The following is a 15,414-nucleotide window of genomic DNA, read 5'->3' on the forward strand; positions in this document are numbered from 1 at the left end:
GCGAGGTTTGGCGTTCCCTCTGAAAACACCGCTTATCTTGCAGATTCTTCCATTTCGACTTCATTGTAATACATTTTTTCATCAACTATCAGCATCATTTGCAGCAATACGAATTACTTATCCGTGACATAAATTCGATATAAATATACAAAAAAAATACTTCATTAAATGTTCTTTATCAAACCTCAACTTTCAGGCCTGCTTAGGGCAATATGGATAAGCGTTTCCGCGATTACGGTAAGCCCCCTTAGCTGCGAGGGTCATTGGCTATAAGGCGTTGATGTGGCGCTCGTAGTCCCGTTCGAGACCCCGCGAGCGAGTTATCCAGTCAAAGGTGCGTTTCACAGCCCATCGATGGGGCAGAACCTTTAAGACCTTCGTTCCGTCACAGCGGCCATGATCTAGACGATGAAATTCGGTCGGCTGGGTTATCCACCAGTTGGACGCCGGCATAGGCACCATCGGCAGGCAGATGCTTTAGACCCATGGCCAGCGCTTGCGAATCGCATCTAGGATCGACCCAGCGGCGGCAGTGGCTGAGATTTCGGTCGAAAGCAAATAATCATCAGAAGACGCCCGCCAGGATCAATGGCGATATGGCGCTTACAGCCCACGATCTTCTCACCAGCATCATAATCTTTTGTTTTTGAGGGCTTGTCCTCTATGCTTTGGCTGTAGATTAGCCCGGCTGTTGGGCTCGTTTATTCCCCCGTTCACTTCTGGTCGAGCACAGGTTCACCGTCATGGATGGTCTTAAAGCAAAAACCCTCGCGTCAATTCGCGGAACCTGCCATTGATCGTGCACCAGTGGCCGAAAGGGAAAGGGAACGGCAGCATGAGTTAGCCGCAGCCCGAGCGGGCCAGATAGCGTACCAGTTTGAACACCTCTCGGAATTCGACTTCCGGCGGACGACCCATATGCTCCGCTTCATGCATCGGGCGGGCGAACCGCTCCTATTCCTCGCCTATCATGTCGGACGAACAGCGCTTCGTCTTTCGGGCAGTCCTGGCCACTGCGAATTCCTGTTTTGACGTTCAGATCCAAAGCTTGAATCATACATCAAAAGCTTTAAAGAAAGGCTATGAGGACATAGCCTTTCTGCACCATATCGTAGAAGTATTTGCAGTTTAATACTTTAATGTAAAAATTATTCTGAATTATAGCTAAAATATGATCTTAATTTCCGCCCCCTGTTGCAGTTCCTCTGCGGCACTGCTGCATCTAGCATGCATCTGGTTTGGGCCTGTCCTGTATCGCGCGATCGGTGCTAGTGTGTTGCCATCACTTCCTTTGCAGCGGACCATACTCTGCGGCATCACCGCCTTCTATCTTTTGCGCGGGATAGCCTTCGCACCGATGCAGATCTGCTTCCCCGGTAGAACTATGAACTTCTGGTTCTGGAGCTCTTCCATGTGCTTCAATATTGGGCTGCTCCATGTTGTCGGCTTACGGCAGGCATGGAGCAGGCATCGTCGCCGCGCGCCGTAATCGCTGCAACGCAAAATGGTCTGACCGACGATGAGCCAGGACTGTCACTCGCTTGCTACCCTCTGCCAAAGAGGGAAACGTTGTATTTGATTGGCTAAGCATCGAACGCCTCAATTCGGTCATGGGGCCCGGAAGCGTGTCGATCACAGACTGGGAGCTGTGACGGCCCCCAGCCCGTAATCTTGGCTTAGCGCTTCACTTCCTCAGCTTTCGCAAGGGCACGCTGCGTTGGGGGACGGCCTTCTATTGCCTCACGCCATGCCTTGATCATGGGGAAAGAGTTGAGATTGATGCCCTGCTCTTTCCAGGTGCGCGTCCAGGGATAAGTCGCCATATCGGCAATGCCATATTCATCCCCACTGACGAATGGCTGCGCTTTCAGTCGCGTCTCGAGCACCCCGTACAGGCGTTTCGTCTCATCCTGGTAGCGCTTAATCACGTATGGGATTTTTTCTGGAGCATAGAGGGCGAAGTGATGGTTCTGGCCGAGCATCGGTCCGAAACCTCCCATCTGCCAGAACAGCCATTCGAGCGTCGCAATCTTCTTGCGAGGGTCAGACGAAAGGAAACGCCCCGTCTTTTCCGCAAGGTAAAGCAGGATTTCACCTGACTCGAAGACACTCAGCGGCGCACCGCCATCCGCCGGCTCATGATCGACGATAGCCGGCATCTTGTTGTTAGGAGAGATCTTGAGAAAATCGGGCTTGAACTGGTCACCCTTGCCGATATCCACCGGGATAATCCGGTAATCGAGACCGGCCTCCTCAAGAAACAGCGTAATCTTGTGGCCATTGGGGGTCGGCCAATAATAGAGATCGATCACTGGGCACTATCCTGTTCTGTGAGGCAGATCAGGCGGTAACGTTTCCAAGCACATAGCGTTCGAGGCCGATCGCAAATCCTTCATCCTCACAGGACAAGGTGACGTGAGTTGCTGCAGCCTTGACCGTGTCATTGGCCTGCCCCATGGCGATCGACATACCGCTCTTTGCAAACATCAGCATATCGTTAGGCTGGTCGCCCATCGTCACCATTGCTGATGCGGGAATGTCGAGCAGGGTTTCAAGAGTGGTAACAACCCCTCCCTTGTTGGCGTCACGATTGGTGACATCCACATAATAGGGCTGCGAACACGCCGCAGAGGCTGTCTTTCCGAGAGCTTCCTGCAGGTCCTTTTCGAGTTTCTGCATCAGCTTGAGATCGTCACTGACCCCGGTGATTTTCACCACATCGTCGAGATGCCTTGAGACATCATCGACGCGCGGGGCGAATTTCACTGTCCACTCCTCACGCGACACATGAGGGGCATCCCAGTCGCTCACGAACCAGTCATGACTGGTGTAGATCCAGGGATCGGCCCCATGATCACGAATGATCTTGAGAACCGTATCCACCTGGGCATGGGTCAGGCGCTTGGTGTCGATGACGCTCCAGTCCGGATGGACCAGAACGCCACCATTGAAACCGGCGATCGGCAATTCGAGCGCCAAGGGTTCAATCAGCATCGCCATGCCACGAGGGGGGCGGCCGCTCGTAATGGCAAATCCTATGCCCCGATCTCTCAGGGCATGGACGGCGCGGATGGCGCGTGGCGTCAGGATCTTGTCCTGAGTAACCAGCGTGCCGTCCACATCGGCGAGGACGAGTTGAACCGGTCCCGACATCAGCCCCTGTTCCCCTGCCACTTCCAGTTCAGGATTTCGGGCATGTCCTGACCATACTGGGCGATATAACGCTTATGCTCGACGAGCTTGTCGTTGATCATCTGCGTGACATAGGCCGCATGACCCGAGAGCGACGTCACACGGCGCACGGCGTTCAGGATGATGTGGTAACGATCAAGGTTGTTACGCACAGTCATGTCAAACGGCGTGGTTGTAGTGCCTTCCTCGCGGAAACCATGCACATGGAAGTTTGCACGGTTGCTGCGACGATAGATCAGGCGATGCACAAGCTGCGGATAGCCGTGGAACGCGAACAGTACCGGCTTGTCCTTGGTGAACAGATTGTCGAACATGACATCGTCCAGGCCATGAGGATGCTCGCTGGGCGACTGCAGGGTCATCAGATCAACCACGTTCACAAAACGCACCTTGAGGTCAGGTGTGTGTTCACGCAGAAGCTGAATGGCTGCGAGCGCCTCAACCGTCGGGACGTCACCAGCAGAGGCGATCACGAGGTCGGGCTCATAACCCTTGTCGTTGCTCGCCCACTGCCAGATACCAATACCCTGGCTGCAATGAGCGATGGCTGCGTCCATATCGAGCCACTGGTGCTCGGGCTGCTTGCCGGCCACGATGACATTGATGCGATCCCAGCTTTCAAGGCAGTGCTTGGCCACATACAGCAGGGTGTTTGCATCGGGCGGCAGATACACGCGGGCAATATCGGCCTTCTTGTTCACCACATGATCCATGAAGCCCGGATCCTGATGGCTGAAGCCGTTATGATCCTGACGCCAGACATGTGAAGTCAGCAGGTAGTTCAGCGAGGCAATCGGGCGGCGCCACTGAACTTCTTTCGCCGATTTGATCCATTTCGCATGCTGGTTGACCATGGAGTCCACCAGATGGACGAAGGCCTCGTAGCACGAGAAAAAGCCATGGCGACCGGTCAGAAGATAGCCTTCGAGCCAGCCCTGAATGGTGTGCTCGCTGAGAATTTCCATGACCAGACCATCGGGAGCAAGATGATCGTCGTAAGAACGCGTCTCTGCGGTCCAGGCGCGATTGGTCACTTCAAGCACGTCATTCAGACGGTTCGAATTGTTCTCATCCGGCGACAGCACGCGGAAATTGCGGCTCTCGAGATTCATGCGCATCACGTCGCGCAGCCACGAGCCGAGAATACGGGTGCTTTCAGCCTGAACAGCGCCGGGTGACGGCACTGTCAGGGCGTGACCTTCGATATCCGGCATACGCAACGGACGGCGCAGCTGGCCACCATTGGCATGAGGATTGTCGCTCATGCGCAGTGTGCCCTCAGGCGCAAGCGCTGCGATTTCAGCCTGCAGACGACCATTCTCGTCGAAAAGCGTCTCAGGCTTGTAGCTGCGCATCCAGTCTTCGAGGATCTTCAGATGGCCCGGCTTCTCGATGTCGGTCAGCGGCACCTGATGCGAGCGCCAGTAGCCTTCGCAACGCTGCCCGTCGACTTCCTTCGGACCCGTCCAGCCCTTGGGGGTGCGCATGATGATCATCGGCCAAGTAGGACGCTCGCCCGAGTTTTCGGTACGTGCGCGCTTCTGGATTTCCGCAATCTTGTCAAAGCACTCGTCCATGGCCTTCGCCATCGCCTGGTGCACGACGTCAGGATCGCTGCCCTTAACGATGATCGGCTCGTAGCCATAGCCACGGAACAGATCGAGCAGCTCGGTTTCCGGGATACGTGCCAGAACCGTCGGATTGGCGATCTTGTAGCCATTCAGATGCAGGATCGGCAGAACGGCGCCGTCATTGCGCGGATCAAGGAACTTGTTGCTGTGCCAGGAGGTCGCAAGCGGCCCCGTCTCGGCTTCACCATCGCCGACGACACAGGCAACGACCAGATCAGGGTTATCAAGTACCGCACCATAGGCGTGGGAAACCGAATAGCCGAGTTCACCGCCCTCATGAATCGAACCGGGTGTGGTCGCCGCCACATGGCTCGGAATACCACCGGGGAACGAGAACTGCTTGACCAGACGGCCAAGGCCCTCGACATCCTGCGAAACTTCCGGGAAGTATTCGCTATAGGTGCCTTCGAGATAGGTTGCCGCAACAACGCCAGGAGCCCCGTGGCCGGGACCTGCGATGAAGAGCACGCTCTTCTGGCGCTCCTTGATGATGCGGTTGAGATGCAGATAAAGCAGCGTCAGACCAGGCGTCGTGCCGAAATGGCCGAGCAGGCGTGGCTTCACATGCTCGATCTTGAGCGGATCACGCAGGAGCGGGTTGTCCAGAAGATAGATCTGGGCAACCGAGAGGTAATTTGCAGCCTGCCACCACTTGTCGAAAAGAGCGAGCTGCGCTGTTGAAAGCGGACCTTTTTCGGTCATGACTTGTGACTTCCTTCCATTATTTTTTTTGTTTGGCGAAAGATTGTTGTTTCCTCATCCGCAGGAACAACCAGCACCATGACCCGTCCCGATCGTTGGCTGATCGTGGGACGGCCTGCAAGGTTCGCGTCTTCGCAGAGTTGAACGTCGAGCCATTTGAGTCTCTGACACACAGCGCGCCGGAAAGCGGCGTCGTGCTGTCCGATACCGCCCGTGAAGACGATGGCATCGACCCCGCCCATCTGGGCGATCAGGCCACCTGCCTGCTGCACGAAACGCTCGACAAACATATCGAGCGCAAGCTGCACATTCTCGTCGGCGTCGTTTTCGCGCAGGACACGCATATCGCTCGAAAGCCCGGAAACACCGCGCAGTCCGGACTTGTAATAGAGAGTGTCCTGAACCTCCTTCGGCGACATGTTTTTCTGTTGCAGAAGATAGAGAATGGCGCCGGGATCAATGGTTCCGCAGCGCGTTCCCATCATCAGGCCATCCAGAACCGTCAGCCCCATGGTCGTCGCAGTGCTGCGCCCATGAACAAGGGCACAAAGGCTGGCACCGTTGCCGATATGCGCAACGAGAACGCGTTTATGCGCGATGGTGGGGAAACGCGCCTCAAGCTCACTCGCTATGAAATCATAGGAAAGCCCGTGAAATCCATAGACGCGCGCGCCCCCGTCGAGCAGTTCTGCCGGGAGAGGAAGACGCGTGCGCACTGTCGGGATAGTGTGATGAAATGACGTATCGAAACACGCCACCTGCAGCAGGTCTGGCTTCTGCTCCATCAGCAGGCGCATCGGAGCAATGCTGGGAGGCTGATGAAGGGGGGCGAGAGGCACGAGAGCCTCAAGTTGCCCGATTACCTCGCGATCGACACGGGTCGGACCCTCGAAATGGGGCCCACCATGGACCACACGGTGGCCGACAGCCGCAATGCTTGAACCGCTATCATGATTTTCGACGAAGTTCAGGACATGTCGGATCATCTGACCATGGGCATCGGTCTGGTTATCACCAGACTCGATCACCATACGCTTGCTGACTCCATCCGGAGTACGCGACGTCAAGATGGCGCCCCCGGGCTGGTATTCGACCAACCCCGAGAGCAATCGCTCAGTCGCACTCGCCTCGTCGAACAGAGCAAACTTTATGCTCGATGAGCCCGAGTTGAGCGTAAGAATGGTTCTGCTGTGAGACACGTACCGTCCTCGAAATACCCGGCGCCATTGCCGACATCCGAGTGTTAAACCGCGTGATCTATCGGCGGTTCAAACATAACACGTCCGTAATAGGGTACCCGATTTACCCCAATTCGCAAATTTCCCATGTATTTCCGAGCGTTAGAGTGGAAATCTAGCATTTTTCTACACGGAGTTGTGACAATAGTGCATCATGGCTCGTCAGAAATGGGAACGCCACAGCCCACTATATGATCAGAGCTGAAATACCTGCTTCACAATTTGTCGAAACATTTAGTCAAAGACTTGTGGATACCTCAAACATAAAAAGCCTCAGACCTGTAAGGCCTGAGGCTTTCGTTGCATCCATTCTGCAGGTCTTGCCGGACTACCCGGTCACTCCGGCATATACGCCGAAGACCGCATGCCGTTATTTTACTTCGAACGCGGGCGTGACGGACGACTACCCTGCGGGCGGTTATTGCCGCCCGGACGCCCGCCTGAGGGGCGACCGCCTTCATTGCCACCGCGCGAACCCGAGCCGGGACGGCCACCGCCGCCAGAGCGCTGACCACCGCCACGAGGCTGGTTGCGACCGCGGCCACCGCCACCCAGAACAGGCGGACGCATGGTTGAATTCTGCGCCTCTTCCGAATGATAGGCATGGTCAGTCACAACCGGAATGGCCTTGCCGATGAGCTTTTCAATATCACGCAGCCATGCGCGCTGTTCGGCATCGCACAGCGATACAGCCCAGCCGTCACGGCCTGCACGTGCTGTACGACCAATACGATGCACATAGCTCTCGGCAACGTTGGGAAGATCGTAATTGAAGACATGGCTCACATCGTCCACGTCGATGCCGCGCGCCGCGATATCAGTGGCGACCAGCACCTTGACCGAACCGTCGCGGAAGCCCGCCATGGCACGCTCGCGCGCGCCCTGCGACTTGTTGCCATGAATGGCCTCGGAACGGATACCCTCAGCATTGAGGAAATCGGCCACCTTGTTCGCTTCATGCTTCATCAGCGTGAACACGACAGCGCGCTGTACCTTGGGATTCTTGACCAGAAGCAAGGTCGCGGCGCGCTTGTCTTCCGACTTCACGAACATCACACCTTGGCGGATACGATCGACCGTGGAAGAGGGCGGCGTGACCTCGACCTTTGCAGGATCATGAAGGAGCGAATGGGCCAGATCCTCGATTGCCTTGGGCATGGTAGCCGAAAACAGAACGGTCTGGCGGCTCTTGGGCAGAAGCGCCACGATACGCTTGATGTCGCGCACAAAGCCCATGTCGAGCATGCGGTCAGCCTCATCGAGCACCAGAACCTCAAGGTCGTGCAGATCGATATGACCCTGGCCGATCAGATCGAGCAGTCGGCCCGGTGCTGCTGTCAGCACGTCCACGCCGCGACGCATGGCTTCGACCTGACGCCCCTGCCCTACGCCGCCGAAAATCACGGCATGGCGAAGCTTCATGTGGCGGGCGTAGTTCTTGAAGCTGTCGTCGATCTGGGCTGCGAGTTCGCGCGTCGGCGCAAGCACCAGAACGCGCGCGCTCTTGGGTGTCAGCGGGCGCGGATGGGTCAGCAGGCGATGCAGGGCGGGAAGCGCAAACGCTGCCGTCTTGCCGGTTCCGGTCTGGGCAAGACCCAGAAGATCGCGGCCCTGCAGAAGATAGGGGATCGCGCCCGCCTGAATCGGGGTCGGGGTCGTATACCCTTCCTCGGTCAGCGCGCGCTGGATGGGCATGGCAAGCTGAAGATCGGCAAAACTGGTCATAAAAGAGGCGCCTCCTCGGGCACGAGCCATGCGAATTGCACGCGGCTCACGGGATGACGCCTCTTGGCCCGGACGTCACAAGGGAAAGATGAGATCCGGGAATGACGGGTCAGGCTACGCAAAAGGCGCCCGTTGCCAGACGCCCGTGCCGACAGAGTCAAATCTGGACCGGGAAGGCCCCCATATAGGCAGAGCCCATCCCGGACGCAAGCAGTTCCCCTAACAAAACAGTCAGGATCTTCACAAAAGTCCCGCCGCCGCGCAGATCGGCGCGGCGGTGCGCTTTCGTCAGGAGAAGCGGTTATGAATAATCGTCTCGTTCAGCGGCAGATGCCCGCCATGGGGCGGATATTCCGCCGCCTTCTTCCCGATCGCAACGAACATGACAACTTCGTGGTCTTCGGGCAGGTTGATGAGCGAGCCCACCGCCTTGAAGTCGAACCCGTCCATCGGGCAACTCTGATAGCCATGGGCAGCCGCTGCGAGCATCAATGCATAAGCAGCCATGCCGCAGGAGCGAATGCCCTCGTCACGCTGCAGCTGTTCATTGCCGCTATAGAACTGGTTGATCATGCCCTCATAGGTCGTCTGCATCTTGTCAGGAGCCGCTGCCCAATAGCGCGCCGGGTTCTTTTCCCATGCCTTGAAATCGGCACAGAGAATGATCAGCGCACTCGCCTCTTCGACCTGAGGCTGGTTCCAGGAAACTTCGCGTATCTGCTTTCTCAATGCAGGGTCAGAGACCACGACAAAACGCCAATGCTGGATATTGAACGCCGTGGGAGCCTTGCGCCCGGCGTCAAGGATAGAGCGAAGCTCCGCCTCGGAAATGGTCACATTGGGATCGAAGCGCTTGGCTGAGCGACGCTCGGCAATCGCAGTCAGAATATCGGTCATGGAAACTCCGCTCTCCTGTCATCACAGGGCGTTGGAAAACCTGAAGGAAGAAATCATGCAACCATGGGCTGTGGCGCGAGTAAAGTCTTATTTCGACAAAAATCGAAATAAGACTCGGGCGCAGGGTGCTATTTGCGGCGCAGCAGAAACAGGGCCTGCTCACCAAAGAGATTGGCCAGTCTGATCGAGCGTCGCCACGGCGCACGTTCGCCTGCCTCGTCAATGGCGAGCCAGCGATCGATTACATAGCCCTCTGCTTCGCACAGGGCGAGGAAGTCCTGAATAGTACAGGGGTGGATATTCGGCGTTTCGTACCAGGGCGTGTGCCACACGGCATTCATGGGCATCCGACCGCTGAGCAGGATCTGCAACCTCAGACGCCAGTGACCAAAATTCGGAAAGGAAACGATGGCGTGTCGGCCGATGCGCAGCATCTGGCGCAGCACTTCGCGCGGTTTCTCTACCGCCTGCAACGTGCGCTGCAACACCACATAATCGAAAGCATCGTCGGAATAATGTGCCAGATCATGATCGGCGTCGCCATGCATCACCGGCAGCCCATGCGCGACAGAGCGCGTCACCTCGCCCATATCGATCTCGATACCACGGGCGTCACACTGACGCGTGCGAAAAAGATGGTCGATCAACGCGCCATCGCCACTGCCGACATCCAGAACGCGCGTCCCCGGCTCGATCATTTCAGCAATCAGGTGCTGATCAAGACGCATGACGCCCTCCGAGACCGGCCTGCTCTGCCGCACCGTTGATGAAACCGCGCATGGTTCGCTCGAGATCGGGCTCGTCCAGCAGAAAGGCGTCATGCCCCCTGTCGCTCTCGATCTCGACAAAGGACACGTTGACCCCGGCCTTGTTGAGCGCGCGCGCCAGAAGACGCGATTGCGATGTCGGAAAAAGCCAGTCGGACGTGAACGAGATGATGCAGAACCGCGTCGCGCAGTTACGGAAAGGCGCAGAGAGATCGCCATCGTAATCAGCGCTCAGATCGAAATAATCGAGCGCCCGTGTGATGGTGAGATAGGAGTTGGCGTCAAAGCGACGCACGAAGCTCGACCCCTGATGACGAAGATAGCTCTCAACCTCGAAAATCTCGCCAAAAAGAGACGTGCCCTTCGAGGCCGCGTCATGAGACGGCACGGCATCACGCCTCGTGCGACGCCCGAATTTCTGTGTCAGCGCCTCTTCGGAAAGATAGGTGATATGCGCCATCATGCGGGCCACAGCGAGGCCCTTCGCCGGGATGGTGCCATGCGCCCAATACCGCCCGCCACGCCAATCAGGATCGCCGCAGATCGCCTGACGACTGACCTCGTTGAACGCGATATTCTGGGCTGAGTGAAACGGTGCGGTCGCAATGGGCATGGCAGCGCCGACACGTTCGGGAAAGCTCGCTACCCATTGCAGAACCTGCATTCCACCCATTGAGCCGCCGATTGCGGCAAACAGGCGCCCGATACCCAGATGATCGAGCAGTCTGGCCTGGGCAAACACCATGTCCCTTATTGTGATGGGAGGGAAATCCGTGCCCCAGGGTTCGCCATTGCCACGCAGTGTCTTGGGGCCTGAAGACCCCATGCAGCCGCCGAGCACATTGACGCATATGACGTAGAAACGATCCGTGTCGATCGCATTGCCGGGACCGACCGCCCGATTCCACCAGCCCGGCTTGCCTGTCACCGGATGGGTCTCGGCCACATATTGATCGCCCGTCAGGGCATGGCAGACCAGTATGACGTTATCGCGTTTCGGCGAGAGCGTGCCATAGGCGCAGTAGGCAATATCGAGGGGCGCTATATGGGCCCCACATTCGAGCGTAAGTCCCTCTGCAAGCGTAACGCTGAACGACGTGGAAACGCCACCACCGTCCTTACCACAAGGGGCCTCGGTCACACCGGCACCCTCTGCCCCAACCGCAGATGCGTCAGAATGATTATGCATGGCCTCTCAACTCGCATGAGCGCCGACGCCCTCCGAAGGGTGCGACCGGATCACTCGAACGCCTCATCATGACTCCCTCAATGCCTGCATGCGGCTGCCTGGTGGCGGCCCGAGACAAGGCGGGGAAGCAGATATGGCATTTGCCGCGCGTGGCTGCAATTGGCCGACAACGTCTCCAGCAGAAAGAGTGTTCGCGGGCTGAGCTCCAACTCGTCCGGCGGACGACGCAATATCTGGTCGTTCTTCGTAAAAGCATTTAATGTTTTATTAACGAATCGCCGGAGAAACCGATTATGCCCACGATCCTCAAAACGATTGGCCATTCCGGTCTTTTCGACACGGCATTCTATCTGTCCCGCAATCCCGATCTGCACGAAATCGGTAGCGGTGCGCTCCTGCATTATCACTCGGCGGGATGGCGCGAGGGGCGCAAACCAAATCCATTTTTCGATCCGCTCTGGTACCTTTCCACCTATAGAGACGTCACCGAAGATCCTCTTCACCATTACATCACACGCGGCGAGTATGAAGGACGGCGCCCGGTGCCCTGGTTCGATCCGATCTGGTATCGTCAGGCCAATCAGGTTTCTGCCAACACAAATGCCCTAGCTCATTATCTGGCAAACAGGCAGACACCCGGCATCCGGCCTATGCCCGAATTCGACCCGGAGTTCTATCTACGCAACTACCCCGACGTAGCCTCTTCCGGAATGGACCCGGTCGAGCATTACATGGTGCAGGGCTATCGTGAGGTCCGGCGCCCTTTCGAAAAATTCGATCCCGGCTTCTACCGCCTGCGCTACCTGCGTCATCAGCCTGATGCCAATCCTTTCCTGCACTGGCTCGCCCATCGTCATGAGGCGGGTGTCTTTCCCTGCCTTCCAGACCACGAAACCACCATCGCCAGGGAAATCAGACGGCGGACGCAACCTGGCCCCCTCTATGAGGAGCGCCAGCCCTTGCCGGAAGCCGCCATTCGCCGCGTGCGCCTGCTCGCTTATTACCTGCCCCAGTTTCACCCCAACGAGGCCAATGATCGCTGGTGGGGAACCGGGTTTACGGAATGGACCAATCTTGCCCGGGGCGTGCCGCGCTTCGCCGATCACTACCAGCCACGTACGCCGCGCGATCTTGGGCATTACAGGCTCGACAGCCTGGCCACGCTTCAGGCTCAGGCACGCATGGCACGCGAGAGCGGCATTGAAGGTTTCGTTTTCTATCACTACTGGTTCAATGGCCGCCGGTTGCTCGATCGCCCCATGGAGTTGCTGCTTGGGGCACCGGAGATCGACTTACCCTTCTGTCTGATGTGGGCAAACGAGAACTGGAGCCGCCGATGGGATGGCGGTGACAGCGATGTACTGATCTCGCAAGACTATCGAGAGGAAGACGACGAGGCGCTGATCGCCGATTTCGGTCGGCACATGAAAGATAGGCGGTACATCCGGATCGGATCGCGGCCCCTCTTCATGCTATACAGACCCGGTGCCATTCCCGATGCAGCAAGACGCATTGCAAAATGGCGCACCCTGTTCCGGGAACAGGAAAAAATCGACCCAATCTTCATCATGGCGCAAGCCTTTGACGACAACGATCCACGTCCTTTCGGAATGGACGGTGCTATTGAGTTTCCCCCACACAAATTGTCGGTCAGCTGCACCCCTATCGAAGACAAGGTGCAAATTCTCGATGAAGATATGACGGCCCGGATCTATGATTATGGCGAACTCGTCGAAAATGCTCTAGCTGACCCTGCCCCTGACTTTCCGCTGATCCGTACCCTAGCCCCGTCTTGGGACAATGACCCGAGACGCCAGGGAGCGGGCCTCGTCCTGCACGGTTCCACACCGAGACTGTATGAGCACTGGCTCAAGGAAAGCATTTCCAAGGCACTACTGAACCCGTTCATGGGGGAACCCTTTCTCTGCGTAAATGCATGGAATGAGTGGGCCGAAGGTGCCTATCTGGAGCCGGATATCCACTTCGGTTCAGCCTATCTGAATGCGACCGCACGGGCCGTGACCGGATTTCAGAGCAGACTTGGCGCACATCGTCTCCTGTTGATCGGTCACGATGCCTTTCCTGCGGGCGCCCAGATGCTCCTTCTGGCGCTTGGCACAGCATTGAAGCGCCATCATGGTATTGAGATTACCTTCGTTCTTCTCGGTGGAGGCGATCTGCTTTCGCGCTATCGACATGTGGCGAATGTCGAGATTCTCAATCCGGGCACACCGTCCTGCGTCGAGCGCCTTCAGTCGCTCAAGGCTGAGGGGTTTGCCTCAGCCATCATGAACAGCGCGGTCTCGGCAAGACTTGCCCCCGATCTTGCTCTTGCCGAGCTTCCTTTTATTCTGCTCATTCATGAGCTACCGGGCATGCTTCGCCAGCATCGTCTAGAAGAGCCGCTCACTCTCGCACGCAAACAGGCACGCGCTGTGGTCGTGCCTGGCGCACAGCTGACGAGGCTTTGCCCTGAAGCAATCATCGCCCCTCAAGGGCTCTACAATCAGATCGCATTTTCCAGCAACGACAGAAAACGCGCGCGACTGGCATATGGCATCGACCCAGACGCGCTGCTTATGATCGGCATCGGATATGGGGACGCTCGCAAGGGCTTCGACCTGTTCCTGCAGCTTTGGCAAATGCTCCAAAGCTCAAGCTTTCACGGCTATGATTACCATGCTGACCCCGACCGTAAACCACGCCCGATTCATTTCATGTGGGTTGGCAATCTCGACGCGCAAATGAAGCGCAGCCTACAGACCGATATCGAAGGCGCATTGGCAACACGGCGCTTCCACCTGCCGGGTCGCGTAGAAGACGTGAACCCCTTCTTGTCGGCATCGGATCTGTTTCTCCTCATGTCGCGAGAAGATCCATATCCCTCTGTGGCGCTCGAAGCCCTCGCATCTGGCTTGCCTTGTGTCGCGTTTGCCAGAAATGGAATGATCCCAGACCTCCTGTCAGAGCTCGAGCAGGAAAGAGATACACGCAATCATATCGTCGAACCTGGTGATTTGCCTGCCATCGGCGCAGTTATCCTGCGTCAGACGCATGATCGATCCGACAGCCTCGCAAACCGCATCAAGCGCGGCGCAGAGCTTGCAGAACGTTTCGCATTCGGTCCCTATGTCACGCGCCTTGCTGCACTCGCCATGCCAGACCTGCCCAGCATTTCGGTCGTGGTCCTCTCTTATAATTACGCTCACTACCTGGCAGCGCGTCTGGCAACAATCTTTGCCCAGGATTGCCCGATCAGGGAGATCATCGTTCTCGATGATGCCTCAAACGACGGAAGCGCCGAGTTGTCGGAGCGTATCGCCACGTCATTCGGTCGCACGATCAAGCTAGTCGCAGGAACCAGGCGAAGCGGTTCGGTGTTTGCCCAGTGGCGTAAGGCAGTCGACCTTGCAACCGGTGACTGGATATGGATTGCCGAAGCCGATGACCTCTCTGAGCCAGGATTTCTCTCCGCCTTGAGCAACATGATCAGCCAGTCGCCCGATGCGGTGATGGCCTTCTGCGACAGTCGCGCCATCGACGAAACCGGCGCAGAGATCTCAGCCGATTATCAGACCTATTACCGCAGCCATGTCGGCCATCGGCTCGAGCGGAACATGCTGATCGACGGTGAAAGCTTCGCCCGCGAATATCTGGGCAAATGCAATCTGGTTCTTAATGTAAGCTCAGCCCTGTTCCGTCGTCGTGCCCTGAGTGTGGCAATGGAAGCCTGTCGCGTTGACCTCACCCAGATCCGCCTGGCTGGTGACTGGCGTCTTTATATCGAATTACTGATGCGCCCGGGCAGTCAGGTTGCCTATCTTGCCAAACCTCTCAACATTCACAGACGCCACGACCGCTCAGTGACCGGGTCGCTCGATCAGAAGTCTCATCTGGGCGAAATTGCCATGATGCATGATCTGATCAGCAAGCGTCTGGGACGTCCCCTCGATTTGATGCGAGATCAACGCTCCTATCGCGAGCTGCTGAAAAAGCAGTTCGGCCTCACCTCAAGGCCGCGCAAAAAACAGTTTCCCGCTCCCTGAAGGCAACGGGAACAGGCAGGTGCTGCC

General features: G+C 57.1%; 9 protein-coding genes and 1 pseudogene. 1 reads left to right on the forward strand and 9 read right to left on the reverse strand.

Going from position 1 to position 15,414, the window contains the following annotated elements; all coding sequences use genetic code 11:
* Positions 1 to 267: 267 nt before the first annotated feature.
* The 9 genes and pseudogenes from AAID99_RS05200 to metX form a co-directional block, all read right to left on the reverse strand.
* Positions 268 to 1,014 (reverse strand): annotated as a pseudogene (locus AAID99_RS05200) (transposase).
* Positions 1,015 to 1,676: 662 nt separating this feature from the next.
* The gene (locus tag AAID99_RS05205) at positions 1,677 to 2,312 is read right to left on the reverse strand and encodes a glutathione binding-like protein (protein WP_188426406.1); all 636 of its coding nucleotides are present in this window, start codon (positions 2,310 to 2,312) and stop codon (positions 1,677 to 1,679) included.
* Between the two features lie 28 nt (positions 2,313 to 2,340).
* Complete coding sequence (locus tag AAID99_RS05210; RefSeq protein ID WP_188426405.1) at positions 2,341 to 3,153, reverse strand: Cof-type HAD-IIB family hydrolase; 813 nt, start codon at positions 3,151 to 3,153, stop codon at positions 2,341 to 2,343.
* Positions 3,153 to 5,525, reverse strand: a complete 2,373-nt coding sequence (locus AAID99_RS05215; protein ID WP_498493351.1) for a phosphoketolase family protein — start codon at positions 5,523 to 5,525, stop codon at positions 3,153 to 3,155. Before AAID99_RS05215 ends, AAID99_RS05210 begins: the two co-directional genes overlap by 1 nt.
* Positions 5,522 to 6,724 (reverse strand): acetate/propionate family kinase, encoded by a 1,203-nt coding sequence (locus tag AAID99_RS05220; protein WP_188426403.1) that lies wholly within the window; start codon positions 6,722 to 6,724, stop codon positions 5,522 to 5,524. Before AAID99_RS05220 ends, AAID99_RS05215 begins: the two co-directional genes overlap by 4 nt.
* 414 nt (positions 6,725 to 7,138) lie before the next feature.
* The gene (locus AAID99_RS05225) at positions 7,139 to 8,488 is read right to left on the reverse strand and encodes a DEAD/DEAH box helicase (protein WP_188426402.1); all 1,350 of its coding nucleotides are present in this window, start codon (positions 8,486 to 8,488) and stop codon (positions 7,139 to 7,141) included.
* A gap of 288 nt (positions 8,489 to 8,776) precedes the next feature.
* A complete protein-coding gene (locus tag AAID99_RS05230; protein ID WP_188426401.1) occupies positions 8,777 to 9,385 on the reverse strand; it encodes a nitroreductase family protein in 609 nt (202 codons plus the stop codon).
* A gap of 128 nt (positions 9,386 to 9,513) precedes the next feature.
* On the reverse strand, positions 9,514 to 10,113 hold the full coding sequence (metW, locus tag AAID99_RS05235; protein WP_188426400.1) for a methionine biosynthesis protein MetW: 600 nt from the start codon (positions 10,111 to 10,113) through the stop codon (positions 9,514 to 9,516).
* The gene (gene metX, locus AAID99_RS05240) at positions 10,103 to 11,341 is read right to left on the reverse strand and encodes a homoserine O-acetyltransferase MetX (RefSeq protein WP_498493352.1); all 1,239 of its coding nucleotides are present in this window, start codon (positions 11,339 to 11,341) and stop codon (positions 10,103 to 10,105) included. Before metX ends, metW begins: the two co-directional genes overlap by 11 nt.
* Before the next feature lie 293 nt (positions 11,342 to 11,634).
* On the opposite strand from metX, the gene AAID99_RS05245 reads away from it, so the two are divergent.
* Positions 11,635 to 15,387: a glycoside hydrolase family 99-like domain-containing protein gene (locus AAID99_RS05245; protein ID WP_498493353.1), complete on the forward strand. Its 3,753-nt coding sequence runs from the start codon at positions 11,635 to 11,637 to the stop codon at positions 15,385 to 15,387.
* Positions 15,388 to 15,414 lie beyond the last annotated feature (27 nt).

The organism is Asaia sp. Ae19-3, assembly GCF_059801175.1.